Genomic DNA, 24,952 nt, shown 5'->3' on the forward strand with positions numbered 1-24,952 from the left:
TTCTATCAACTACTTATTAAGGCTCATTACTAAAAAGCACGACTACACCAATCCATTGATTGAGTATGGTTAACAAAACACAAAGCAGCAAACATAACAATGACTTATTGATATGTGGCTCATTTCAGAGACGGAGTGTATCAACTTTCCTTACCCAAGCGCGATCCGTTAAGAGAAATTCACACAAAATTTTCCTATAGACTCTCTATTTTCAGCACTGCAGCTCGTCTGGTTCTAGCGTTTTTCGTATTGCGTAAACGCGAATGGCCTCCTATCTCAAGACAGACGCGAACCTTTGGGCTGAGACAAACAAAATATTAATAGGCCACTTTCTCACTCTATGAGAATATCCATTTCTAATTATTTTCCTTTTCTCAGCTATTAAGAATTATAGTTGTTGCCTATCCATTATCACGTTACAACACGCTCATGACGACAAACAAAGCCAACGCTAACCAAGTCAACGAAAAGGCGCTGCAGTTGCTAATGCAAGTCGCAGTTAGTCAATTCCCAGTCTCTGCGAAAACGCTCAGTGAACAACTGAATGTGCCTTTAAGTAGTCTTTACCGACACTTGAAGCTACTCAAAGAGTGGAACTTGATCGAAGAAAGCGTACATGACAAAACTTTTGTAGTTGGTCCTGCCGCCCTGCTGTTAATGCACAGCTATGAAACCGCTCAACACGGTTTGGATATGGTGGAGACCATTCTTGCTCGATTGGTTCAACAAACGGGTGAGATGGCGGCTTACATGGTGCCTTCTGGCTATCGTGCGCTTTGTGTCAGACAAAAAGAAAGTATGCAGGCGCTTCGATGCAGCTACGTCCAGGGTCAAAGTCAACCATTGCTTCGTGGCGCCTCATCTAAGGTGATGCTGGCTTTCATGCCTCAAAGCCGTTGCGAAAAAATCTTGCGTCATTTTGGGCAAGATCATCGCCTCAGCGAATGGGAACAAGAGCTTAGCACCATCCGTAAGAACGGATACGCTGTTAGTACATCAGAAATCGATCCTGGTGTATCTGGCATCAGTGCCCCAGTCATGAAAGGAAGTAAATTGATTGGCGCGGTCTCGGTGATGGCTCCGGCTCACCGAGTCGAGAAGGATAAGCAGCGTATCATTTTGCATGTGTTGCAGGCAGCGAGGGCGTTGCCGCCAGAAAGGTAATTCACCATGTTGAGCTTTTTCAAACGTTACAAACTTCATCGAGCGAATAAATCAATCCATCACTACCCTTTTTCTTTTATGACGGTATGTGAACATTTAGCCCCGATGAGTCATGGAACGTTTGAATTAGCTGATCAGAGTCTTGAGAATGCCAGTGACTGGCTTTACCAACAGCATGACCAAGGCTCTGCTGCAAACCTTGGCCACTTTTCTCATCATCAAATTGAAACCGGCGATTTTCAAGAAGCATTGAGCTTGTCTCTCTCACGTCACTCAGTACCCGTCGTTTTGTCAAATTGCACCGAGGCGATGTTATCCATGCTGCCTGTTGTGGTCAGCAACAATGACGAAGTTGGGATCATCCATATCGGTCACAAGATGAGTCTTGACCCAACACTCGAGCCACGCGTCGGTTCTGCATTCCATTTTGCCCTCTCGCGATACCAAAATGTCCGTTTGTTCTTTGCAGGCACAAGCGAACAAGACACAAAACAAGAAGCATGGGAATACGCAGAAGATCAAGGCTGTGACTGGGTAACAGACCGTGAGTTTACATTCCGTTTCCGAAATCATTTGAAGCAGCAAGTCGGCAACTATCTTGATCACTGTGACCAAATCATTATGTCGATTGATTTGGCATCACTGCTTACTAAGAATCACCTTGATGGCACACCAGCGCTAGATATTCAGATGGTGCTGCGCATGATTCGCTTGTGTTTAGTATCAGGAAAAGTAAAAGCGATTCAATTAGTCGGAGACCGAGATCGCCTTGTGTATTCGAAGCAAACTAAAGCGATTCTTGAAGAGTTGTACCAAATTGCCCCCTTGATTGACCACGCGGCTTAACTTGTTTTTAAACGGATAAAGCCACAGCCTTGTTGTGGCTTTGCCTTGAACACTCCAAATCACTCTTTTTACTTACTTTCTAACAAATTATTCCACCAAAAGTGTGACACACTTCAGCCCAAGGTATTGAACTAAGATCACATTCAAGGTCTAATGCTTACATATGAACTTGGTACAACATACGAAATAAAAAACAACCACAGTTCAATAAGTAAGCGTGATAAAAACATTCGCTAAATCATATTCTGTGAGTCTATTACTCACTTTCGCTTGGTGCCATTAAGTTCCACTAAATTTAGGACACTTGATGATGCGCTTTTTCAGCATTTTAAGTACAGCATTACTCTTCCCAGTAATGGCAGAGGCAAAAGTTTATGACCTCGCCGATATCGCCACTTTGAATGAAATCTGTGTGGGCGACACATTCAAAGTTCAGGGAACCACTTATACCTGCTCCAGTGCTATTCGTATCCCAGAAGGCGCTCATATTGAAAACTCAACTCAGCCTCAACAAACTGCAACCATCGTTGCCTATGGCAATGTCTTGCTCAAAGGGCAAAATAATATTGGCTCTGAAACAACGCCAATCAACATAAAGACAGAAGGCGCAAACCTAGAAATCGTCGTTGAAAATACAGGCCAACCGAGTCAGATATTTGGTAATTTGACCTCACATGGTCTGCTTTCTATCGAAGATACGATTGTTTTTGGTGATATCAAGAGCTCTGGTGGCAGTATATCGCTTAAAGGGCAATCAAACTTTGTCTTCGGTGATATCCATGCCTTGAGAAAAGTTGAGCTTGAGCAGACTCAGATAGAGGGCGACGTTTATGCAGGTTCTTCTAGCTCCAACATAGTAGACACTTCCCTATTAGCTAAAGACAGCGTCGTCAATGGCAACCTGACCAGCAATGGTAATATCAAGTTAGTTCAAGCAAAAGTTTGTGGTGACTTACAATCAATCGGCCAACACATCTCTTCAGAAGGTGGGCGAAACCTAATTGTTGGTAACACTAACGCATTCTCGACAGTAGACTTTAAGAATATAGATATCTTCGGAACCAAGAATTTAACGAACAGTGTTAAAGGTAATAAAGTCACCATTGATGCCATTAGTAACGTATACGCTCCGGAGTTGGCGGTAAATTCATTTCAGCAAGCCTCTCTCCAAGACACATCAATATGTGGCTTCATATACTCCGCAGTACCAGTCGCAACGGTCTCAAAAAACTATTGTGGCTTCGACGACTTAGACTGTACATATAGCAATCAGTTACCTAAACAGTGCCCGATGCCGGACGAGATTCCGATATGCGATATTAACCCCCCAACCGATGATGACTTCGACCTTGTCGTTACACCGGCAGAAGATATGGCACTAATGTGTGGTGATGAACTACCTCAGTTTACTGTAACCACAACCAATAATGGTGAAATGACGAGTGCTCACGTGTTGGCTTCTCTCTCTGATCCTAACCTATTCACCCTTGAGATGGTTGAAGGAAAGCAGAAGATTGATGACAATAACTTTATCTCAAAAGATGACGGTACGCTGATAGTCAAAGTCGTCCCTAACAACATTGATGCTATCGCTCTCGATGCAAACTATACCCTCACCTTTACCATGGTGGATGACACAAACAAAATGCAGACTGTGCAGTTTATGTTTACGCCATATATGTTCGAAGCCTACGCAGAGGACCTAAGTAGCCTTAAAGAAATCCACGTCATTGCTGGTAAATCACAGACCGTGGACACTCGCTTGTTGGCGTGTGCAACTACCGGTGAACAAGTCATTGCAACCAATTATGATGGCAAACCGCAAATCACTCATCCTCTGATCAAACCCGCAGGTGGCAGCGAAGGCAACTTCAGTTATTCTGCAGATTTTAAAGACGGTCTCTCGAGTCACGGCTTAATCACGAATGAATCTGGATTGTTCTCTGTAAAAATGTCCGATAGGTTCGAATGCTCAGGCTTCGCAGAATGTCCTGACGAAGGCTCCGTATACGTTGAAGGCACATTTGATGTGAAGTCTCGACCATGGACCCTAGCCATTTGTGACGGTTCAACCGCACTGGCTTCTGGTACCTCGAAAAGTGGCCCTGGTTTTATTGCCGCTGGAGAGCACTTCTCACTGACCGTTAAACCTATCATCTGGCAAAGCGGTGGCTCTGTTACTGGTGAAGTTAATACAAAGAGTTATTGCAACGCAGACGTTACTCACAACTTTATGTTAGAAGATGCACCCGCGGCGAACATCGTCATCAGCAGTAAACAAAAGACACCGACCGAAACCGCAAACCAATCTGAGAAGTTGCTGGAAAGTACCTTGTCACTCACTCGTAGCCATACTGAGAGTGAGAACTCTCAATACACCTTCTCCGGCTTGTACTGGGAAGAAGTTGGCAGCCTAAAGATCAAAGCCAGTTTAAGTGGCCAGTATCTTGATATGACGGTTAACACTGGCTTTCGAAATGTGGGTCGCTTCTACGCCAAATACTTTAAGGTGAGAGAAGCGGAATGGAAGTACCCGACGAAGCAAAACTTCATCTACATGAATCAACCATTTGAGGAGGTACGTTATGACGTGGTTGCCCTCAATGCGGAAAAACAAGACATCGAGAATTACGTCTATTTCAATGCCAGCCTCCGAGAACATTTCCATTTGGGTGAATTGAGTGACTACGTCGATCGCTTCATTCCACCAGCAGCGCACTCGGTCGAGTGGAACTTGGTGGGCGACGCAAGTGTCGGCACGTTCACAATCAAAAAAGCCAGTGGTAATGCGACTTGCGACAATAGCCCGTGTTGGGAGAAGGATGAGACGGATGGTCAGTATCCAGATGGCCCATTCAACAAAGACTCCAATTCAACACAGAGTGAAATCGGCCTAACTCACACAAACGTCGTCGACGAAATACACTTCTTTGATGACCGACATATCTTAGAACAGCAACCGGATATCCGCTTTGGTAGGCTCAACTTCAAAGACGTTGGTGGCAACCAAGGCATGACAATTAAAGTTCCTCTGGATGTCGAAGTCTGGCAAAACGGCCGCTTTGTAACCCACTTTGAGGATAGCGCGACCAAAGCAAATGGTGAGCATCATACTAGTACACCAATTTGGTCCAACTCGGCCCCTAACAACACTTTGTTATCCGGCGAAGGTTCGATAATCGCTGGCAGAACCTATGGCATTGTTGCCAGCCAAGTCGATTCAGCACGAGAGCAAGTTCGCTTCCATTTGGATTTGAGTAGTGCGGGGAATAACTTACCTTGGCTTAAGTACAACTGGGATAAGAGTGATGCAAACGAAGACAACCCACCAACAGTAGTTACCTTTGGTATCCATCGTGGTAATGACCGCATCATTTACCGCGGAGAACCAAATTTTATTGGGATGAATTAAAACCTTCGCCGCACAAAAAAACGCCCCTCACGTGAGGGGCGTTTTATATTTTGTTCAATTATTTAGAAGAGCGACGCGCTTTCAAGCGTTTTACCATGGCTAAGCGACGCTCTGCAGAACCTTGGTCTGTTGCCGATTGGTTCGGGTTGTTACGACGGCCTTGGCGGTTCTTGAATGCAGGCTTTGAGTTTAGCTTCTCAATGTAAGATTCACGCTGTTTTGGCTCGTAACCTGCTAGCTCAATACGGCGAATGCGTTGCTGGATTAGGTTTTCAACCTGCACCACTGTTAGCTCTTCTTCGCGGTTAACAAACGATACGGCGTGACCTTGTTTACCAGCACGACCTGTACGACCGATGCGGTGAACGTAGTCTTCTGCTAGGAATGGCATATCGTAGTTCACTACGTGTGGTAGATCTTCAATATCCAGACCACGAGCGGCGACATCTGTTGCAACCATTACACGAGCTTTGCCTGTTTTGAATTCTTCTAACGCACGACGACGAGCGCTTTGAGCACGGTCACCGTGACACACGACGGCTTTGATACCATCTAGCTTAAGCTCTTTAACAACATCGTTTGCAGTTTCTTTATAGTTCACGAATACCAAGACTTGCTTCCAGTTCTTGCGGCCGATTAGCTCAGAAAGAAGCTCTGTCTTGCGCTCTTGATCCACTGGGTAAAGTACGTGCGCAATAGTTTGTGCCGTTGTGTTTGCACGTTCTACTTCAATGCGCTTTGGCTTACGAAGGATGTCTTTCGCCAATAGGTTCAGCTGGCTCGATGTTGTTGCTGAGAACATCATGATTTGCGGGTCTGTATCCACATCCATCATGATTTTACGTACAGCATGGATAAAGCCCATATCAAGAATACGGTCCGCTTCATCAAACACAAGAAACTCGATGTTCGCGACTGATACGTTACCTTGCTCGATGTGCTCTTCTAGACGACCAGGCGTCGCAACAAGAATATCCACACCACCTTCTAGCGCGGTAACTTGAGAAGACATCTTACGGCCACCAAAGATCGCCGCAACCGATAGGTCTGTGTACTTAGTGTATGCTTTGATATTGTCCGCGATTTGCTCTGCTAGCTCACGAGTTGGCGCCATGATCAGTGCACGTGCCGTTTTGCGAGATGCGCTGCGACCGGATTCCAATAACTGTTGAATCATCGGCAGAGAGAACGCGGCAGTTTTACCCGTACCCGTTTGTGCCGTTGCAAAAATATCATGACCTTTACGGGCCATTGGAATCGCCTTCTGTTGAATTGGCGTTAACTTCTCATAACCGCATTCTGCCAGAGCTTTAACCACTTCTGGCGCAAAACCTTGAGATGAAAATGACATTGAGCGTATTCCTTAAACAAATCACTAAATAGCTATAAAAATTTTAGCGGTGCACTATACCCGAATTCCAGTGATTTATCTCACTTTTCTCATGCGTTAGCGTAAAAACTCATGGAATTACGCACCACTCGATTCCGCATTCTTAATTTTATGCGTGCTTTTCCCTTATTGGATGAAGAAATACCGGTTTTTTCCCGACTTCTTCGCTTCATACATCGCCATATCCGCTTGATGCATTAACTCATCCAAGGTGCAGTTTGTCTCTTTGGCATAGCAACCACCAATTGAGGTCGTGACTTGATGGAACACATCAGGGCGAACCTCGATCGGGTCTTGAATCAATTGAATCAAAGACGACGCGAAATGTTCTGGATCTTGCATATGTTCTTGACTGCTCAACAAAATAGCGAACTCATCGCCCCCTAATCGAGCAAGAAGCGCTTTACTGCCAAACACTCGCTGCATCACGGAAGCGACGTGTTTAAGGGTCTTATCGCCCGCCGCATGGCCGTATTCATCATTGATAAACTTAAAGCTATCAAGGTCAAGGTATATCAAGCACACCTCTCTACCCGCTTTCAAACATTGGGATAACGTCTCCGATGCTTGGCTTTGAAAAGCGGCTCGGTTAACCAAACCAGTTAGACTGTCATGATGCGCTAAATAGTAAATGCGTTGGTTGTCCGAAAACGCGCGAAGCTGAAAGCGTGCGATGAAATAAGCCAGAACAATGCTCAGCACCACACCTACTTGCATTAACCACTTACGTTCATACTGCGAGTTACAGATCTGTTTTCTCTTACTAAAATCGACGTAAGAGACCAACTTCCAAGCTGTCGAGCTGTTTTCACTCACATGGTAATCCTGAAAACAGTATGGATTGATGCGATCCACTGCTCCAACCGATTCAATCGTTATGATGCCCTCATCTGTTTCAATTTGTCCGGATAGCGTATTTCGAATTTGATCGGCTAACTCTGGGTAATCAGCGTAAATGGTTTCGCCTTGTCGATCGTCGTACATGAACGCAAACTCAGCCTCTCGGTGCTCTTTATTGAACAGATAGAAACCATCTCGATTGAGAAGCATGTAGTTCGTGCCCCTATCAAGGTTGAACAATTGCATGCCTTCCATAAGATACTTCGCCAGGTAGTTCACCACCACGATACCGCGTTTATTGCCGCTTTCATCTAGCACGGGCGTAGCTAGCCGGATCATCGGCTTCACAGGCACTTCAATCTGCCCGTGTTCCATATTCAAATCCAGAGGCGAAACATAAATCCTGCGACAACCGAGTTGAAGCGCTTCTGAGAAATAGTAACGATGACGTTTATTTTGAAGTTGCCCTTCTGAGACGACTTGGGATTGGCCATGATTAAAGTTGATTCGCACAACTTCATTGCCTTCCAAATCAATGTAGCGCAACTGGTCGTAAACTTCTTTTCGTTGGCTTACTGCTTCTAGAATCGAGCTTAACCGAGAAAGCTGTGCACTGCGCTGCTCATCCAAAGGAAGATCGGTAATCTCATAAACTCGCTTTGCGGACATAATGTCAGCCAACAATGCAGTCTCGCGGACAACCGAACTCATCACCCACTCGATGTATTGCTTCTTACCCTGTAACAACGCTTTTTGTTGCACACGAATGTTGCTCTTTTCCGCTTCTTCAGACGCAGATGTATCGTAGTGAATGATGGCACCAAACACCGCGACGAGCAGGAAGAAGATAACGACAAAACGCAGGCAGAAGAACTTAAGTTTTGAGAAAGATAAGGCAGGATTCAAGCGCTCTCCGGTTTCTTATGCAGTAAGAAAACCAGCGATTATAGTGATACAAATCACATACAGATAGATTTGTGACGATGATAGTTTTCTATCGTCTCAATAATGAAAAGCAATCAAAAAGACCCGAGCATTTGCTCAGGCCTTGTTCAATCTTAGTGGGCGTCTATTCTGAGATACCACAAAGCTTAAGTAGAATCGCTTCCAACTGATCCCAAGGCATCAACTGAGAATCAATCACTTCAAGGCGTGATTCAAAGCCCTGCAGGCTCATTTCATTGACTGAAACCACACCATTAGCAACGTTAAACGCGTAGCAACCTTGGTCAGTGTTCATCACCGCTTTGACACGTTCAGCCGTTAGCTCAGATAGCATAGAGAACAGTTGATCAAAGTTGAACGAGTATTCCGCGCCAAACAACCAACCGCAGCTGAAGTAGCCCTGTCCTTTATTCTCTTTACGGATAAACGCTTCACCCGGTGGCAGTTGGAATTGAGGCTCTTGGTGAGCATGATCATGATGATGCGCTTCAATATGAGAAGAAGCACTGCCGTGCACACGTTCAATGTCCAATACTTCAATTGGTAAGTCACCATCGTGAATCAGCTTGCTGAACACTTTCGAAGGCGTTTGATCGGTCACCCAATCGTTGAACACATCGATATCGTGGCTTGTGCACAGGTCAACTTTGCTACCAATGACCACGTCTGCGCTATCAAGCTGGTCGACAAAGTTTTTATTAGAAAGGTACTTCTCGTTACTTAGGTTACGCGGGTCCACCAACGCAATTGTTGCTTTAAGATCCACGTACGGCTGGTACTGCTCAGAGGTTAGTGTCGCAACCACTTGCTTTGGATGGCCCAAGCCCGTTGGTTCAATAAGAAGACGATCTGGGTTCTGGCGCAGCAAAGCCGTAATACCAACAGACATAGGTACGCCTGCCGTGCAGCACATGCAGCCACCAGGTACTTCTTTGATCATCGCACCTTGGTCAGTCATCATCGCACCATCGATACCTATCTCACCAAACTCATTCACCAACACCGCCCAGTTTTCATTTTCTGGTTTGTTTTTCAGTAAGTTCAGGATAGCCGTGGTTTTACCGACGCCAAGAAATCCCGTCAGTATGTTAGTAGGTACTCGATGTGACATGCTCTTCTCCGACAAGCTTGTGCTTTAATGCTTGTCCAAAGTATACGGAGAATGTGACATGCTTCAACGCTTTTTATCGCGAGGGTCTAAGCCTTTATGCAGCGCTTCCGCTTTTGTCTGTTGAGCTTGTTGGTAATAACCGAACGCATCGGCATTTGTGACACCAGAAAGGTGCATGCTGGTGTGAATCACACAAGTAAAGAACGCAACAATCGCTACAAGGATAGGAAGCAGTCCGAGGGTGTTTTCAAATTTTAAAGCGGCAATAGCCAAAGCGAAAACAACCGCAGAGGAAAGCGCAATGATCTTACTTCTATTGCTTTTCATGATAGTTCGCCTTATTTGAACGAGAGATCAAAGTGAGTCAGTATTACTTCTCCACTTCACGCCTCAACGCTACTCCTTTCATACTCCACAAAATTTGAGCGACTTAACAGATACAAAAACACCGAGCTCGTTCATCGCTCGGTGTTGGCGTAAAGACTTGAGCTTGTTGTGCTGTTTAACAAATCTGTCCGGCAGTGACCGCTATGTCAGATTCGTTATCGATCACGGCTTGAGCTAACAACGCTAACCCTTCCACAATCACATCCAATGACATCGTTGGCTGATTACCGGAAGCGTCTTGCTCGGGTAAAAGAGGAATATGCACAAAACCATGTCGAACCGATTTATCGCGTAAATAATGCTGAATGCCATAAAATAGGTGATTACACACAAATGTCCCTGCCGTGTTCGAGACTTGGCATGGAATACTTGCCTTGTGCAAAGCGCTCGTGATCGCCTTAATGGGTAGCGTGGTAAAGTAGGCGTCTGGGCCATCTAGGATTACCGGCTCGTCAATGGGTTGATGGCCACCATTATCAGGAATGCGGAAATCATCCATATTGATCGCCACACGTTCCGGCGTAATTGCTGCACGCCCAGCGGCCTGCCCTACTGTAATCACAATGTCTGGCTGATATTGCTCAATCGCATTAACCACGGTGTCGATAGATTCATAACGTGTTACAGGTACTTGGCAAATCATCACCTCACCACCATCGAGTTTTTTGCCATCAAGTCGCTTTACTGCTTCTAAAGCAGGGTTGATGGATTCACCACCAAATGGTTCAAAACCTGTCATTAACACTTTCTTCATCGGGCTATTTTCTCTTGATAGTAAAACTCAATGCTTGAGACTCGAATTTACAATAACTTAGCATCACAAGGCCAAGTATTATCGCATCGCGGCGGTGGTCTACCCAAACTTGTGACTCACATTTGGCGTAAAATTAGAGTCAGGCCCTATCTTGAACTTGCGAGGCCATGTTCTGCCGAGCAAATCCTCACTTGGTTTCTAATGGTAAGTTAGGTAGAGTACGCGACCATTGAACATCTGCAATTCAAAGAGATTGAAGACAATGAACATTGATAATCACGTTATCGAAACATTGGAAGAGCTAGAAGCTTTCCTACACCTAATTGAAAGTGGCGCGCTAGGTCTTGAAGGCGTCGCTGGCGTAGCATTAGCGACAACCAACACAGATGGTCGTCCATTTGTTGCAGTACTAGATGACAAGCATCAGCTAGTTCTTGGCCGTTGGGTTTCTCAACACGTTTACGAACACGGTAAAGACATCGTTCGTCACGGCCCACAGCGTAAGCACTAATCCTGCGTTTAATTGACAAAAAGCTCGCTTATATTGCGAGCTTTTTTTGTACTCTCCGTCAGGCATTTCAGCTCATTCCTACAATGCCCGCTGGCTTTCTAAGCTATTGTTCAAAAATAAAAAATAAGCTTGTCTGCATGGTAAACAGTCGTGACATTTCGCTGACAAAGCAAGCTGGAAAATTCCTAGAATTTATCTCGGAGGCGATTTCTAATTGTCGTTTCCGGACACCATCGCAGAGCAGTTTTCCTACTCGCTCTGTTTGCCCCGTTTAGCCCGCTTGACAGCCTTGGGTTACACGGGGCTTTTTTATTTCTTACCGTGTAAATTGCTGTTGGGCAGAAACACGTTAGAGAAAGTATCTTTAAGCCATAGTCGTTTATTAATTCTTTGAGCCACTGAGTGCCTGAGGTTTATAAACTAGTGAACCTAAATAAACACCTTGCTCTAAAAATAGTTTTTCAAACAATGGTAATAGTGGTCCAAGATTTTCATTTAACGTGCTTTGAGAGCTTACGCCCTGTTAAAGTTTGAGCAACGCAACACCGAAGATATCGAACATCACTCCACAAACAAAAACCTACGCATGGTGAAAATACCACGCGTTGCAAATCCCTCTTGAGCAACTTGTTATGTGTCAGCCCTGAGCTCTTCGATGACTTTTCGGGCATCAACTAAAGAGGCGCCTGTTTCCTCTCGATAAAGCCGCATCGCTTTTAGCTTGTTACCTGATTTGACAGCATCTAACACCTGTACTGGCACACCGAAGTGTTTATCTACGGACAAACCAGAACGCTCAAGTAAGAAGTCTATCTTACGTTCCAGTAATTTATGCTTGTATTTCATCGCAGATAACTCTCCGTGACCGATGAATATCAACAACACAAAAAATACGATTAAAACTGACCACTCCACAATATCCCTCCTTAGATACTAATAATTCTAAACGGTGACTTCCCGCGTTGACGCATAACACTTATTAGACGAAACATTGTCACCTTTGGCTCTTACATAATGCACTTTTAAGCATATTGCCTCAATTGGTAATCAATAAGTTAAGAAACTTAGAGAATACTGGGCCGCAAATATCGACCAAGTACGGGATGCTAATTTGTCAATTCAATCGGATAAGTTTGACTAGGTCAGAATCTGGTTAACAAGATATGAATAAGTAAAGTATGAGGAAAAGTGAAGCAAAGCACATTGCTATAGTTTGAAAAGCTAAGTATCGCTAGTACGGAAAGGAACAAAAAGAGTCAGCCCGACAGCCTGACTCTTTTGTATGAAGGTAGCTGGTATTGCTCAAAAGATTGAAGGGACTTTGGTCGGACCTATCCGTTTGTTATTGAGCTGTTTATTATTGAGCCGTTTATTATTGAGGCTGGTGCCCCGTCTTTTTCACAAACTTTTGCATCGCCTCAGCAAACGTTGTTGTGCCGCCTTTGGCTTGGACCTGAATCACCTTGTACCCCATCTTTTCCAACGCTTGGCGTTCTGCCAAAACAGCTTTGTCGTTTTGTTGGCTACCTTGCGCAGGCTGATGGAGGTAACACCCTTCTAGCTGGCCATCTTCAACCAGTTGGTGGTGTTTCAGTGCATTGATATCAAAATTCATGTTCATTCTTTTATTTAAAAACGGGGAGATACTGTTGCAGATTACATGCGCTTTAAAGGCTTAACAACACTGTCTAAGCCTTCAATTTTTAATGCGAGGCAGAGTTTTAGCAGTTCGCCTAGCTCCCTTTCTGGAAAACCTTTTTTATCGAACCAGAGTAGGTACTCTTCTGGGAGATCAATAAGTACACGCCCAGCGTATTTGCCAAACGGCATTTGCATTCGAGCGAGTTTAATAAGGTTTTCTTTTTCTAACATATACTACGGGGTCTATTGGGATAAATCTTGGCTAAGAGTAACACCCAAGCGATCGACCCACCAGTTAATTGCATCTTTGGCATCGTCTAAAGAATCAATCATGGTTGAGAAGTCTTTGTTCCCTGCTTGACGATCAATTGCAGCAAACAGCGGTGTATCACTTTCTGAATCACTCACAAGTAACTCCACTGTCGCGGAACCTACATTGGTGTGCTCACCTGTCGTGATTTTTGATATGGTAGAAATCCCCAAGCCAACCGGCAGAATACTTGAGGTGACAGCAAGGACAGGATTCGGCGTTTCCACATTACTAACGGCAATACTCAAACGAAGTGTTTTTTCACCGGGTTGGTCGACAATCTTTTTGACGGGTGAGATGCGCGCTTTTAGTTGGTCAATCATGTATGTCGTCAGCTCGTGGATTTCTTCATCATCCAGCTCAGATTCTTGAACCACGACCATCACTCGATCAATCACTACGCTGTCGTATTCATCCATTTTCTCTTTCAAACGAGTAGCATCGCGCAAGCCTACTCTCGCCCAAACGAGATCGACCCCACCCTCTGGACCAGGACGAAAATCTTCATAACTGGTGAATTTCGTCGCACTGACGACAGGGCCACCAGCACATCCACTCAAGATGAAACCTAGAGATACAACTACCGTTGTCTTAAACAAGCGCTCAACCAATAACTTAAACATACCCACTCCTCAAATTTCGAACATACAGTTTATCATTCCATATAAATTTGGCTAGTATTTATTCACTTAATGGATGTGTTGTTGAATCACGGATTGAGCTTCCCGCAGCACAATTTCATGTTAAAGTACGCCGCTTACTGGAAAGTACTACGAGAAAAATAATGAAGTCACCTTGCCGCGCGGCCTGTAAAAACAATGGCGGGATCTGTTCTGGTTGCCACCGAACTGTGGAAGAAATCGTTCAGTGGAAAAATAAGTCTGATGCTCAACGAGACGCGATCATCGAACAATTGGTTGGAAATGATTCAACCCACTCTTGTCCTGAGTGTGGCACGAATGCGCACTGCGATATTGCTGCGGGGAAAGAGACGTGCTGGTGCTTTGATATTGAGACCAGAGATTTACCAAAGCCAGAAGCGGGACAGCTTTGTTTGTGTCGTAAATGTTTGGAGAAAAAGCCAGTCGCCTAGCCCATCGAATACAGGACATAACGGACTGGCTATCATTGAAATGAAGGTAAGTTCAGCGAACTATTTCTGCGCTAACGCTTGGGATTCAAACTTCACGCCATCCCAACCCGTCACCATAAAGTTACGAATGTTTTGATGGTCGTTATGCTCTGGGTGCGCCAACACATCTTCTCGGTAGAAACGACCAAAACACGCCAACGTTGCCTCTTTGCTTAGGTTATTCAGTTGACCAAAAGCGAAGATCTTGCATGAACCGTTGTTCTCACCTGCATTATTCTGCGTTTCACCATTCAAAAAGGCCGTTGGCGTAAACTCGTAGTTCGCCTCTATCGCTGCCATTGTCGTTTCAAATTCTACTGTCTCTGGTGATGCCGCTAGCGCATCCAAAAATTGTTTTAGTTCCATTATTCCTACTTCCTAGTGCCTTTACTTTCCCAAATAACATTGGATAAACAGTGACACATTTGTTTCATAAAAAGCCAATACAAGGGTCATAAATCATACATATATTCAGAACCTTGTTTAATAACACTTCAATCAATGCGCTATTCTTCACTGTGTTGGTGAATGAATAGATATCTACTTTAGGTGCATTGAGTGACATTGTATCCGTTTAATAAGGAAATATCATGACCACCCCATTTAAGGCAATAGGCGTATTGGCACTATCTTCACTTGCCATCGCATGTTCATCTCAACCTGACGATTCTCTCTCTTCGTTTGCAGCCCAATGTAAAACGCCAGTAGCACCTGTTACTGGGGAGACATCCATCCAAGGTTTGACCTTTATGGGAACGTCTATCGCTGACGCACCATTCGACACATCAGCAGCAGAAATCGTTCAATATGATACGTGTACTGACAAGCTTTACGTGGTCAACGCTCAAGCAAAGCGTGTCGATGTGCTTTCTATGGATGACAACGGCGCACCAACGCAAACCGCATTCATCGATCTCAACAGCGCAGGTGAAGCGGCAGGCGTTGAAATTGGTGCGGCAAACAGCGTTACAGTCTTTAATGGTTTAGTCGCTGTTGCGATTGAAAACAGCGATAAACAGGCGAATGGCATTGTTGGCTTGTACCGCTCGGATGATTTGTCACTGATCACCACCTTCCCTACTGGCGCACTGCCGGACATGGTTGGCTTCTCAAAAGACGGCAGATACATCGCAACAGCAAACGAAGGTGAGCCAAATGGTGACTACAGTGTCGACCCAGAAGGCAGCATCACGCTGATCGACTTGAGCCAAGGCATAAACCAAGCAGAAGTCACGCAGATTGGTTTCAATGAGTTTGATGGTCCACGTAAGTCTGAGTTACCTGCAGATGTTCGAATCTCTGGTCCAAATGCCACAGTGGCGCAAGATCTAGAACCGGAATACCTCACTTTTGCAGACAACGGCAAAATTTACGTTGCACTGCAAGAGAACAATGCAATGGCAATCGTAAACCCAGAAAGCAAATCGGTAGAGAAGATTGTCGGTCTGGGCGAGAAATCTTGGTCTGACTCAAAACTGGATGCTTCGAACAAAGACAAAATCATTGGCAACTTTAAGCACTACCCTCAGCTGGTTGGCCTATACATGCCAGATACCCTCGACAGTTACTCGGTAGATGGCAAAACTTACATACTCTCTGCCAACGAAGGTGACGGTCGCGAATATGGCTTCAAAACAACACAAGAGCTATGTGACCAAGCGGGCTTTAAGTGGGATGAAGACGATTACCTCGGTACAGATGAATATACTTCTGAGCAAGGCACCTGTTTAAGCCATGTTGATGAAGTGCGCGGTAAGAAGCTAAAAGTCGCAGCAGACCACCCATTGGCAGAAGCACTAAAAGACAACAAACAACTCGCGCGTCTAAAAGTGATTAAGCCTGAACAAACACTTTCTGCGCAAGACAACGTTCAAGCGTATGGTGCCCGTTCATGCTCTATTTGGGATGAAAACGGTGAGTTGGTTTTCGATAGTGGTGACGATTTCGCGACCATCGCATTGATGAATGAAGGCAAAAACTTCAATAGTACCAACGATAGCAATGACAGCGGCGATGACCGCAGCGACGACAAAGGCATTGAGCCAGAAGCGATTGAAGTGGCACAAATCAATGGTCGTCACTACGCGTTCATCGGCTTGGAGCGTCAAGGTGGCATCATGATTTATGACATCACAGACCCGAAACAAGCGCAGTTCCTGCATTACGTAAACCGTCGTGATTACAGCCAACCAGTTTGTACAGAAGTGGAAGATGGAGAATGTGCGAACAACACTTACAATCCAAAAGCAGGTGATTTGGCGCCAGAGTCAATCAACTACTTTGCTCGTAACGGACAACACTTTATCGCGGTTGGTAGTGAAGTATCGGGGACGACGTCTGTGTTTCGAATTGAGCTTTAACTCTCGCTCTTCAAGACAACAAAATTAAAAGTAAAGCGCCCGAACTTAAGTCCGGGCGTTTTTTGTTTATAACGAGTGAGCATTGTTTGAGAGTGAGATTCCCGACTCGCTCCTTCGTCGCTCTCGAGAATGACGGAAGCTAACCTAACAGTTTAGAACGATTCTAGCCTGCAAAGTGGAAAAGCTCTCTTCCACCTCCAAGTAGTACCATCACTACCAACATCATTCCGGAATCGAGGAACGAGATGTCCGGAATCTCTCTTTAATCACTCAGCTCTATTCTTCAATCGCCAATGCATCGCACTTCGAAGCGCAGATAAAGTCGTTCTTATGCAAGCCTTTAATAGAATGGCTCCACCAAGTGATGGTCACTTTGCCCCACTCCAGCAAGATCGATGGGTGATGGAATTCATCTTCTGCAAGCTCGGCAATCTTGTTGCTAAAGGCCCACGCTTGTTTGAAGTTCTTAAACTTGTAGACCTTCTCAAGTTGAGGAATCTCATCTCTCTCAATGATCTGCCAATCAGACAATTGCAGCAGCAAAGACTGTTGTTCCTCTTTACTAAGTGCAATGGCATCGATACTACAAGCTTCGCATTTTTGTTCATTCAACATGAGCAGGTTCCTTTGGTTCAAAAAGTGGTGGAAGCAATCCGGCTTCAATCGCTAGATCGGCTTGTTTCAATAAATTCAGTTGGCTGATTTGGAAAAGCTGGGACAAATCCTCAATCACGTAGTATTTCGGCTGCATGATATCGATGCGATAAGGGGTTCTTAGCACAGTTTGCAGATCGAATTCGCCTCTAATCGCGATGTCACTTTCCAATGAATAGATGGTTTCTCCCGGAGATGAAAGGATACCGCCACCGTAGATTTTGGTTTGATTACCTTCTCGAACCAAGCCGAACTCGACTGTAAACCAATATAGACGGGCAAGGTACCCTCGCTGCTTTGGTGTCGCAGCTTGTCCAAGCTGTCCGTAGTGCTCGGTAAAGGCGGCAAAATCAGGGTTGGTGAGCATGGCGCAATGACCAAAAATCTCATGAAAGAAATCCGGCTCTTGTAGATAATCAAATTCTTCTCGCGTTCTCAAAAACGTCGCGACTGGGAAGCGTTTATTGCCAAGCAAATTGAAGAAACGATCAAAGTCGATCAACGCTGGCACTGGCTCCACTTGCCAGCCCGTGGTTTCCATCAAAACACGATTGATTTCGGGCAGTTGTGGCACTCGGTCCTGGGGTAAATCAAGCAGCTTAAGTCCATGCAGATACGCGTCGCATGCACGGTCTTGAATCACGCTCATTTGTCTGGTTACCAAGTCGCGCCAAATGGCATCCTCTTCATAGCTCCATTCTACCCTTCCATCCTGATCGACGGGTTTTGAATGATACTGAGTCATTGCACATCTCCGTTAACAAATCCTTTACATTAAGCCTATCTACACTCTTTTCACCTTCCAATCCCCTGACCATTTTTCAATCAAAATCTAGGTGTAACATTTTCTTTACATTAACACTTAACACCTTGATATAACTAAAAAGCTATATTCAATCATTGGTTTGACTTTGTTGAAGCTTCACTTCAGACTGAAAACGTTAAAACTTTGTTATAGAGGGAACTATGCGCGAGAGCAACAGAGTCTGGCAGCCGACGGAAGATCGAATCGAGCAAGCCAATATCACGCAGTTTATCGAACACATTAATCGACAGGGTTTCGAGCTCAAAAACTACTCTGATTTGCACCAATGGTCTTTGGAACACAACGAGCATTTTTGGAAAGAGGTTTGGCAGTTTTGTGACTTGATTGGAACGCAAGGAAATACAATCAAAACGCAAGGTGAGAGCCGCTGGCAATCGCCTATGTCAAACCGTGATACCGTGTGGTTCCCTCAAGCACAAGTTAACTATGCAGAGAATCTACTCAGCTTGGCAGAGAAACAAGCCGATGAGCTGGCAATTTGGTTCGAAAATGAACGCGGAGATAAACAGACCTACACATGGAAAGAGCTGTGTGATGAGGTCTCGAGCGTTCAGCAATGGTTAGTAGAGTGCGGCATCAAGCACGGCGATGTGGTTGCAGGTTATTTACCGTATATGCCACAAACCGTTATTGCAATGCTTGCCACCACCAGCTTAGGTGCGACTTGGACGTCTACCTCCCCTGATTTTGGCGTAGAAAGCGTTATTGAGCGCTTCGGACAAGTGAAGCCGAAAGTCCTGTTCACCTGCGATGGTTATACCTTCAATGGCAAGACCTTCAATATGTCGGAGAAGAACCATCACATCGCAGATCATCTTGATGGGCTAAAACAAGTGTGTCAGATCGGTTACCTCAAACCGAATGTGTTTGAGTGCGACGTTTGTACTCACGATTGGCAAAACATCATTAATCAGTATTCCCCTGCTCCATTGCATTTCACTCGCGTAGAATTCAATAGCCCGCTGTTTGTGCTTTATTCCTCCGGCACGACGGGCAAGCCTAAGTGCATCGTGCACTCTGTTGGCGGCACGATTCTTAATCACCTAAAGGAGCATCAACTCCATTCAGATATCCAGCCTAAAGATCGTGTTTTTTATTACACCACTTGTGGTTGGATGATGTGGAACTGGCACGTGTCAGCCCTTGCAAGCGGTGCGTGCTTGGTGATTTTCGATGGTAGCCCTGTTTATCCGACACCTGATGTGTTGTGGGATTTAGCGCAGCGTGCAGAAGTAAGTCTCTTCGGCACTGCCGCCAAGTATCTAGAAGCGATAGAAAAAACCGGACTGTCGCCAATCAAAGATTACTCACTCCCTGCTTTAAAAACGTTGTGCTCTACTGGCTCTGTGCTTTATCCAGAACAGTTTGATTACGTCTATCAACACATCAAGCAAGACCTCCATTTGGCTTCGATCTCAGGCGGCACAGACATCTGTGGTTGCTTTGTATTAGGCAACCCTATCTCGCCTGTTTATCGTGGTGAGTGCCAGTACGCTGGTTTGGGTATTGATGTTCAAGTGTTTGACTCACGAGGTCAAAGTGTTAATGAACAGCGCGGAGAGCTCGTCTGCACGAACTCCATGCCTAACTTCCCTGTCGGCTTTTGGAACGATACAGGTGAACGCTACCACAGTGCCTATTGGGACAAGTTCGATAATATCTGGCACCACGGTGATGATGTAGAACGCAGCGCGAACGGTGGCCTCATTTTCTATGGTCGCAGCGATGCATTGTTGAACCCTGGCGGTGTACGCATCGGCACAGCGGAAATTTATCAACAAGTGAATGCTATTGAAGGCATTGTCGATTCTATCGCTGTAGGTAAAGAAGTCGATCGTAATGAGCAAATCTGGCTGTTTGTGCAGACCGCTTCGGGCACCTCGTTGGATGAAGGGCTAGTGGCAGAAATCAAATCGCGCCTTAAAACATCCTGCTCACCGAGGCATGTACCAAGCCAAATATTCGCCATCAGCGACATTCCTAAAACGCGCTCAGGAAAGTTGGTAGAACTTGCGGTCAAACAAGTCATAAATGGTAAGGAAGTTGAGAACTTAGGTGCGATTGCTAACCCAGAAGTTTTGGTGGAAATAAAGAGATATTCATTCCAAAGTTAGCGTTATGACGAATATTTAGCCATACACTCAACAAGAAGTGTGAAACGAAACCAATTTACAGAGCGTATGCATTGCAAGGCTTTGCAACCATATGATTACATTCGCTCGTCTATTCAACAAACTATATAAAATGGATGTAATTATATGATCAGGCGAGATATTTATTGCATGATGTCAGGCTTGGCGCTTGTAGCGCTAACTGGGTGTGGAGGAGGCGGTGACAGCGGTGGCTCAAAAGCTTCAAGCTCCATCTCCATGGCTGAAACCAGCTTCAAGACGGAGTCAAGCGCGTACTACTCAGCTTATGTCGAAGTCCCTTTCCGCGTCAACTACGTGGAAGGTGATGACCTGTACTACGGCGTATTAACCGATACCGGCAACTTACTTTCTGATGTTTTTTTCTACTTCAATGAAGACGGAAGTGGTTATGCATCGGTCACATTCAAAAGAGGTTATGAGATCGGAAACGGCGAAAAATCGACAACTGCGCAGTTTGCTATATGTCATGACATAAACTGTGACAAACACTATTCTGGCTCTCCAATAGATGTGACGTTAACGAATGAGGTTACTCTTGATCAGAAAGTTGAGCTTATTGTTCCGAAAATTGATGTTGCAGCTGATTACAGCGAAAGCTTTGTCTCCAAAGATGTTTCAGATGCCATCGATCTTTCTGGCTCCAATCTCTACAATCTAAATATAAATGCCGACGAAAACAGCTCGGTAATTTCATACGTTTCACCGAGTGTTTCGAATACAAACGTAAACCTTTACATGCAAATGGAAGATCCTATCTTCCTTGGTACGGGAACATTTGATACGGAAATAACCGTAAATGCGTGTTTTGATAATAGCTGCTACTACCCTATTGAAGGTAGCCCTCTAACTGTCCCGGTTAGTTACACGATCACAGATTATTCGACACCAGGCCCTGACGAAGGTTTGCCTGATACGCCTGCGGCAGGAACCGAGGTAACCTTTGATGGCGCATCTCGCCATAACGTGGTCGACTCTGCATACTCTGACGCTTTAAACGTCATCGCCGTTGTTTCAAATTCGCCTAAAAATGCGATTTATTTTTATGATCTCAACGACTCTAAGTCATATGAATTTGAACTTGGTAAGTACCCATCTTCAGTAGACGTAGATAACATAAATGGGACAAATCGTTTTGTCGTTGGACATGATGCGATGATCACAACATTTGATTACAACGCAACTTCACCGCTGAGTAGTGTCGCGTCAAATGTATTCACATCACAAAACATTTATGACCTATCTACTAATGGTAACTTCGTATGGACATTGCCCACAGACGACCAATGGGCGGGGTTGCAGATCATTGATCTAGGAACTGGGGCTGTAACGTCAACAGGTGGCTGGAATTACTATGCTCAATCAGTGCTTAAAATGGACCCATCAGGAAGTGCTTTATATAGTTTATCCACAACAGTAAGCCCTGGAGATATTTCGAGAACCGACATTACGGACGCAGCAAACCCGAGTGATCCAATTGATTCACCATACCATGGTGACTATGAGTTCTGCCGTAACTTCTGGTTTAACCATGCAGGCACATACATTTACACAGAATGTGGAGTTAGGCTAAATGCGTCAGGTGATGCAGCATTTGACATGACTTATGCAGGTAAGATCACGCTACCAGATAATGACTATACTTGGCCTTATATTGAGACAATTCAATCTCTCGATGAATCTCATAACGGCAAAGAGGTCGCAATCGCACTGGCGGGAGCACAGAATAGAGTCGCTATTTTGAACTCTTTGTACCTAACTGAAATGGAGACATTCAGCCTTCCAAATACAACCGTTAATGGTTCTAGCTATACAACGGTTCCTAAGTTTGTCTTTTATGATAAAGATGGCAAGCTAAATATTGTTGGTGATGCAACTGTTAATGGCATTTCCCATACCGTCATCATCCAAAAATAACGGCAGTTTGGAAACAAAAAAGCGAGCTAAATAGCTCGCTTTTCTTATGTTCTTTGTCGGGGGGTTAACGGCGACCTACGCCCATTAATACTGACATTGTGTGACCGTCTGATGTAACTTCGAAGACTTTCTTCGTTTCTACCTCAGTAAAGCCTGCTTTGATAAGTGCGTTTTCTGATTTCGCTAGCGTGAAGCCTTCTTTGGCTGAATCTGCGATCCAGTCAAAATGCACGAAGTGACCACCAGCGTTGAGTAACGAATGAGCAATCTCTAGAGACGTTTCGTAGTCTTCGATGAATGCCAACACTGAAGAAGCTACCACTAGGTCAAACTGACCACGGAATGCTGGGTGCTGAGCGACTAGACCACGCGTCAATGCGTCAACAACCGGTTCTACATTCTCTAGCTCTTTCTTATCAAGCTCTTCAATCATGGCTTCAGATGCATCCAGCGCCACAATCTCTTTTGCGGATGGCGACAATAATTGGCTTAGCTGCCCTGTCCCACATCCAAAATCCAATACTTTAATGCCATCAAGCTGAGTAAGCTGTTGTAACTGTGCAAACACCGACTGAGCAAATTGATCTGTTGCTGGGTTAGATTCCCAGTTCTTTGCTAAGCCGTCCCAATCTTGTGCCATCGTGGCCTCCATGTTCACTTCTTGTAACCCCCATAGATTACCGCAAAAACGCCAAAACACCATAGACTTATCTGGCGAATCCGTGTTTTTTTCGATAATCTTTCTAAGCGTTAGTTCGCGCATTCATCTACGTTATCGATTCTCATCATTTTAGTTTAGGTCTTTTTTAATCATGAACTTAACTCAAGTCGAAGCTTTTTGTACCATCGCCGAATATGGCTCCGTATCGGAGGCCGCGCGTCAACTCGACTGCAACCGTACTAAGCTCAGTATGGCGATAAAAGCGCTTGAAAAAGACTTAGACGTCGAGCTATTTACTCGTACGGGCAATCAACTCACGCTCTCGGAAGCGGGGAAAGCCATTTTTAAAGACTGCGAAAACTTGCTAGTAACCGCACAGCGAATCAAAAAGACCTGCGCTCAAGTTTCTGATGGCTTCAACGCTGAGGTATGGGTGGCGCGTGATGATTCACTGCCAGATGAATTGTGGCAAGAACTCTCGCATACGCTGAATAACCGCTTCCCTTCCACTACATTCAACCTGATTCTCGCATCCAGTGGTGACTTGGCTAACTTAGTCAGCACCCAACAGGTCGACTTTGCGTTTGGTGTCGATTATGAACGAGTGGATGATCCGCACATCGTTTATAACCCACTTGGTAAAATTCGCATGATGTCAGTCTGCGGCTTCGATCACCAACTCAGTAAAATGCGCCGCGTAACCGATGAAGACCTTCGTAATCAGATGCAAGCATTGATGGTGTACTTGAATGAAAAAGACAACCCGGAGCTACACCCCTTTTCTACTCGATACATTGGTTTCTCCAGCTTTGACTACATGCTAAATACCATTTTAGAAGAAGATGCATGGGGGGTGTTGCCAGAACCATTGATCCGACATTATTTGAGACATCAGAAACTTGCGGTGATCAAACATACCTATGGTTTGACGCAAGAAGACTACTGCATGTTCGTTCCAAACGGACAAACAGAGCACCCTGCAATGAGTTGGCTGGCTGATAAATTAAGCGAGTATTTATTCGACTTCTAAACATATTACAGTGAGCGTCAATTATATTGACAGCAGAATTTAAACTCAAACCATTGAAAAATAAAAATATATTTCAGAATTAGCATTTTATCGTTTAAATGTCACACAGTTTTCATTTGCTTAAATTTGCCCTAAGGAGAAGAATGTAAGGGTGTAATAATTTAAGGCATCTTTTATGTGTGACAGGACAAGCAAAAACGAAAACAGTATCTTAACCTTCTCAGCCCTTTTAGCATCAGGGTTTGCTGTCGGAGGCATGGTACTTGGCTTGCTTGTTGGGTCGATCGTCATTGTATTTGACGGTGTTTATTCTCTAGTCAGTCTGCTGTTAACTTTATTGTCGCTGGCAGCATCTTACTACATCAGCAAGCCATCAAAATCTATTTTCCCTTTCGGCAAAGCTGTACTTGAACCTATCGTTATCGCTATCAAAGCAGCGGTTATTCTCATTGTTGTTGCTTTCTCATTATTCTCAGCGGTAACCGCGTTAATGTCTGGCGGCCGCGAGGTAGACGCTTCAATCGCAACCATCTTCGGTGTGGTTAACGTGATTGGCTGTAGTTACGCTTGGTGGTTTATGGCGAAGAAAAGCCGTCGTTTCTCATCAGGTCTTATAGAAGCCGAGAAAAAGCAATGGCAAATGGATACGCTATTAAGTGTGGCAGTCACAGCGGGTTTCATCGCAGCATGGTTAGTATCATTAACGCCATACGCCCACTACGCAGTGTATGCAGACCCAATGATGATGGTATTGATGGGCTTTTACTTCCTTAAAGTACCATTCGATATGCTAGTTGGTGCCCTGCGTGAACTGCTAATGATGACACCTAGCAAAGAGTTGTGTCAGAGCGTTGGTAAAGACGTTCTTGAGATTGAAAAAGTGACTGAGCATCATGTAGTGGCATAGTGAA

General features: G+C 44.8%; 22 protein-coding genes and 1 pseudogene. 10 read left to right on the plus strand and 13 right to left on the minus strand.

All coding sequences use genetic code 11. The features are described 5' to 3' along the window. The first annotated feature begins 429 nt into the window (after window positions 1-429). From KIO97_RS09125 to KIO97_RS09135, 3 genes are all read left to right on the plus strand, one after another. Complete coding sequence (locus KIO97_RS09125; RefSeq protein ID WP_005442559.1) at window positions 430-1,164, plus strand: IclR family transcriptional regulator; 735 nt, start codon at window positions 430-432, stop codon at window positions 1,162-1,164. Window positions 1,165-1,170: 6 nt separating this feature from the next. Next, window positions 1,171-2,010 (plus strand): arginase, encoded by an 840-nt coding sequence (locus KIO97_RS09130; protein WP_285382098.1) that lies wholly within the window; start codon window positions 1,171-1,173, stop codon window positions 2,008-2,010. Between the two features lie 307 nt (window positions 2,011-2,317). Further along, the gene (locus tag KIO97_RS09135) at window positions 2,318-5,422 is read left to right on the plus strand and encodes a polymer-forming cytoskeletal protein (RefSeq protein WP_285382100.1); all 3,105 of its coding nucleotides are present in this window, start codon (window positions 2,318-2,320) and stop codon (window positions 5,420-5,422) included. A gap of 58 nt (window positions 5,423-5,480) precedes the next feature. Here KIO97_RS09135 and KIO97_RS09140 read toward each other — a convergent pair whose 3' ends face one another. The 5 genes from KIO97_RS09140 to pcp form a co-directional block, all read right to left on the minus strand. Further along, on the minus strand, window positions 5,481-6,773 hold the full coding sequence (locus tag KIO97_RS09140; RefSeq protein ID WP_005433606.1) for a DEAD/DEAH box helicase: 1,293 nt from the start codon (window positions 6,771-6,773) through the stop codon (window positions 5,481-5,483). Between the two features lie 165 nt (window positions 6,774-6,938). Beyond that, window positions 6,939-8,558 carry a sensor domain-containing diguanylate cyclase gene (locus KIO97_RS09145; RefSeq protein WP_285382102.1) on the minus strand — a complete coding sequence of 540 codons (1,620 nt, stop codon included), beginning with the start codon at window positions 8,556-8,558 and terminating at the stop codon, window positions 6,939-6,941. A gap of 163 nt (window positions 8,559-8,721) precedes the next feature. Beyond that, entirely contained in the window at window positions 8,722-9,708 is a 987-nt protein-coding gene (locus tag KIO97_RS09150; protein WP_047477714.1) for a GTP-binding protein, read from the minus strand. 63 nt (window positions 9,709-9,771) lie between these two features. Beyond that, window positions 9,772-10,035: a hypothetical protein gene (locus KIO97_RS09155; protein WP_038890497.1), complete on the minus strand. Its 264-nt coding sequence runs from the start codon at window positions 10,033-10,035 to the stop codon at window positions 9,772-9,774. 175 nt (window positions 10,036-10,210) lie between these two features. Further along, the gene (gene pcp, locus KIO97_RS09160) at window positions 10,211-10,849 is read right to left on the minus strand and encodes a pyroglutamyl-peptidase I (RefSeq protein ID WP_081233366.1); all 639 of its coding nucleotides are present in this window, start codon (window positions 10,847-10,849) and stop codon (window positions 10,211-10,213) included. Between the two features lie 262 nt (window positions 10,850-11,111). On the opposite strand from pcp, the gene KIO97_RS09165 reads away from it, so the two are divergent. Then, entirely contained in the window at window positions 11,112-11,360 is a 249-nt protein-coding gene (locus KIO97_RS09165; protein ID WP_005433595.1) for a hypothetical protein, read from the plus strand. 630 nt (window positions 11,361-11,990) lie between these two features. On the opposite strand, the gene KIO97_RS09170 is transcribed toward KIO97_RS09165, so the two are convergent. The 4 genes from KIO97_RS09170 to KIO97_RS09185 form a co-directional block, all read right to left on the minus strand. Then, window positions 11,991-12,275: a hypothetical protein gene (locus KIO97_RS09170; RefSeq protein ID WP_079401788.1), complete on the minus strand. Its 285-nt coding sequence runs from the start codon at window positions 12,273-12,275 to the stop codon at window positions 11,991-11,993. Window positions 12,276-12,732: 457 nt separating this feature from the next. Beyond that, window positions 12,733-12,975, minus strand: a complete 243-nt coding sequence (locus KIO97_RS09175; RefSeq protein ID WP_005433603.1) for a hypothetical protein — start codon at window positions 12,973-12,975, stop codon at window positions 12,733-12,735. A 41-nt stretch (window positions 12,976-13,016) separates the two neighbouring features. Next, complete coding sequence (locus KIO97_RS09180; RefSeq protein WP_285382106.1) at window positions 13,017-13,232, minus strand: DUF3820 family protein; 216 nt, start codon at window positions 13,230-13,232, stop codon at window positions 13,017-13,019. Between the two features lie 12 nt (window positions 13,233-13,244). Continuing rightward, window positions 13,245-13,934 (minus strand): DUF3313 domain-containing protein, encoded by a 690-nt coding sequence (locus KIO97_RS09185; RefSeq protein ID WP_223976286.1) that lies wholly within the window; start codon window positions 13,932-13,934, stop codon window positions 13,245-13,247. A gap of 161 nt (window positions 13,935-14,095) precedes the next feature. On the opposite strand from KIO97_RS09185, the gene KIO97_RS09190 reads away from it, so the two are divergent. Then, window positions 14,096-14,404, plus strand: coding sequence for a cysteine-rich CWC family protein (locus tag KIO97_RS09190; protein WP_012129093.1), 309 nt, complete (start codon window positions 14,096-14,098; stop codon window positions 14,402-14,404). A 60-nt stretch (window positions 14,405-14,464) separates the two neighbouring features. Here the strand turns inward: KIO97_RS09190 and KIO97_RS09195 are convergent, their stop codons facing one another. Beyond that, complete coding sequence (locus KIO97_RS09195) at window positions 14,465-14,809, minus strand: HopJ type III effector protein (protein WP_285382109.1); 345 nt, start codon at window positions 14,807-14,809, stop codon at window positions 14,465-14,467. A gap of 224 nt (window positions 14,810-15,033) precedes the next feature. Here KIO97_RS09195 and KIO97_RS09200 point away from each other — a divergent pair, with 224 nt between their 5' ends. After that, window positions 15,034-16,803, plus strand: a complete 1,770-nt coding sequence (locus KIO97_RS09200; protein ID WP_285382111.1) for a choice-of-anchor I family protein — start codon at window positions 15,034-15,036, stop codon at window positions 16,801-16,803. Between the two features lie 276 nt (window positions 16,804-17,079). Here the strand turns inward: KIO97_RS09200 and KIO97_RS09205 are convergent, their stop codons facing one another. After that, window positions 17,080-17,418 (minus strand): 4a-hydroxytetrahydrobiopterin dehydratase, encoded by a 339-nt coding sequence (locus KIO97_RS09205; RefSeq protein WP_005433587.1) that lies wholly within the window; start codon window positions 17,416-17,418, stop codon window positions 17,080-17,082. Further along, complete coding sequence (gene phhA, locus KIO97_RS09210; protein ID WP_285382113.1) at window positions 17,408-18,202, minus strand: phenylalanine 4-monooxygenase; 795 nt, start codon at window positions 18,200-18,202, stop codon at window positions 17,408-17,410. The genes KIO97_RS09205 and phhA overlap by 11 nt, the downstream gene beginning before the upstream one ends. 221 nt (window positions 18,203-18,423) lie before the next feature. Between phhA and KIO97_RS09215 the strand changes: the two genes are divergently transcribed. Beyond that, complete coding sequence (locus tag KIO97_RS09215) at window positions 18,424-20,397, plus strand: acetoacetate--CoA ligase (protein ID WP_285382114.1); 1,974 nt, start codon at window positions 18,424-18,426, stop codon at window positions 20,395-20,397. Between the two features lie 144 nt (window positions 20,398-20,541). After that, on the plus strand, window positions 20,542-22,350 hold the full coding sequence (locus tag KIO97_RS09220) for a hypothetical protein (protein ID WP_285382116.1): 1,809 nt from the start codon (window positions 20,542-20,544) through the stop codon (window positions 22,348-22,350). A 64-nt stretch (window positions 22,351-22,414) separates the two neighbouring features. Here the strand turns inward: KIO97_RS09220 and KIO97_RS09225 are convergent, their stop codons facing one another. Then, a complete protein-coding gene (locus tag KIO97_RS09225; RefSeq protein WP_282251145.1) occupies window positions 22,415-23,113 on the minus strand; it encodes a class I SAM-dependent methyltransferase in 699 nt (232 codons plus the stop codon). Window positions 23,114-23,162: 49 nt separating this feature from the next. Between KIO97_RS09225 and KIO97_RS09230 the strand changes: the two genes are divergently transcribed. Both KIO97_RS09230 and KIO97_RS09235 read left to right on the plus strand, forming a co-directional pair. Further along, window positions 23,163-24,041 carry a LysR family transcriptional regulator gene (locus KIO97_RS09230; RefSeq protein ID WP_005433392.1) on the plus strand — a complete coding sequence of 293 codons (879 nt, stop codon included), beginning with the start codon at window positions 23,163-23,165 and terminating at the stop codon, window positions 24,039-24,041. A gap of 175 nt (window positions 24,042-24,216) precedes the next feature. Beyond that, window positions 24,217-24,930, plus strand: a pseudogene (locus KIO97_RS09235) (cation transporter); the annotation flags it as partial. Window positions 24,931-24,952: the final 22 nt, after the last annotated feature.

This window comes from Vibrio sp. B181a, from assembly GCF_030248375.1.
GTDB lineage: Bacteria > Pseudomonadota > Gammaproteobacteria > Enterobacterales > Vibrionaceae > Vibrio > Vibrio campbellii.

Bases quoted from the DNA above. Each gene is read 5' to 3' on its own strand.
- KIO97_RS09130 (WP_285382098.1), top strand. From the start codon at position 1,171: ATGTTGAGCTTTTTCAAACGTTACAAACTTCATCGAGCGAATAAATCA.
- phhA (WP_285382113.1), bottom strand. From the start codon at position 18,202: ATGACTCAGTATCATTCAAAACCCGTCGATCAGGATGGAAGGGTAGAA.
- pcp (WP_081233366.1), bottom strand. From the start codon at position 10,849: ATGAAGAAAGTGTTAATGACAGGTTTTGAACCATTTGGTGGTGAATCC.
- KIO97_RS09125 (WP_005442559.1), top strand. From the start codon at position 430: ATGACGACAAACAAAGCCAACGCTAACCAAGTCAACGAAAAGGCGCTG.
- KIO97_RS09195 (WP_285382109.1), bottom strand. From the start codon at position 14,809: ATGGAACTAAAACAATTTTTGGATGCGCTAGCGGCATCACCAGAGACA.
- KIO97_RS09215 (WP_285382114.1), top strand. From the start codon at position 18,424: ATGCGCGAGAGCAACAGAGTCTGGCAGCCGACGGAAGATCGAATCGAG.
- KIO97_RS09225 (WP_282251145.1), bottom strand. From the start codon at position 23,113: ATGCGCGAACTAACGCTTAGAAAGATTATCGAAAAAAACACGGATTCG.
- KIO97_RS09135 (WP_285382100.1), top strand. From the start codon at position 2,318: ATGATGCGCTTTTTCAGCATTTTAAGTACAGCATTACTCTTCCCAGTA.
- KIO97_RS09155 (WP_038890497.1), bottom strand. From the start codon at position 10,035: ATGAAAAGCAATAGAAGTAAGATCATTGCGCTTTCCTCTGCGGTTGTT.
- KIO97_RS09190 (WP_012129093.1), top strand. From the start codon at position 14,096: ATGAAGTCACCTTGCCGCGCGGCCTGTAAAAACAATGGCGGGATCTGT.
- KIO97_RS09150 (WP_047477714.1), bottom strand. From the start codon at position 9,708: ATGTCACATCGAGTACCTACTAACATACTGACGGGATTTCTTGGCGTC.
- KIO97_RS09205 (WP_005433587.1), bottom strand. From the start codon at position 17,418: ATGTTGAATGAACAAAAATGCGAAGCTTGTAGTATCGATGCCATTGCA.
- KIO97_RS09165 (WP_005433595.1), top strand. From the start codon at position 11,112: ATGAACATTGATAATCACGTTATCGAAACATTGGAAGAGCTAGAAGCT.
- KIO97_RS09200 (WP_285382111.1), top strand. From the start codon at position 15,034: ATGACCACCCCATTTAAGGCAATAGGCGTATTGGCACTATCTTCACTT.
- KIO97_RS09220 (WP_285382116.1), top strand. From the start codon at position 20,542: ATGATCAGGCGAGATATTTATTGCATGATGTCAGGCTTGGCGCTTGTA.
- KIO97_RS09185 (WP_223976286.1), bottom strand. From the start codon at position 13,934: ATGTTTAAGTTATTGGTTGAGCGCTTGTTTAAGACAACGGTAGTTGTA.
- KIO97_RS09180 (WP_285382106.1), bottom strand. From the start codon at position 13,232: ATGTTAGAAAAAGAAAACCTTATTAAACTCGCTCGAATGCAAATGCCG.
- KIO97_RS09140 (WP_005433606.1), bottom strand. From the start codon at position 6,773: ATGTCATTTTCATCTCAAGGTTTTGCGCCAGAAGTGGTTAAAGCTCTG.
- KIO97_RS09175 (WP_005433603.1), bottom strand. From the start codon at position 12,975: ATGAATTTTGATATCAATGCACTGAAACACCACCAACTGGTTGAAGAT.
- KIO97_RS09230 (WP_005433392.1), top strand. From the start codon at position 23,163: ATGAACTTAACTCAAGTCGAAGCTTTTTGTACCATCGCCGAATATGGC.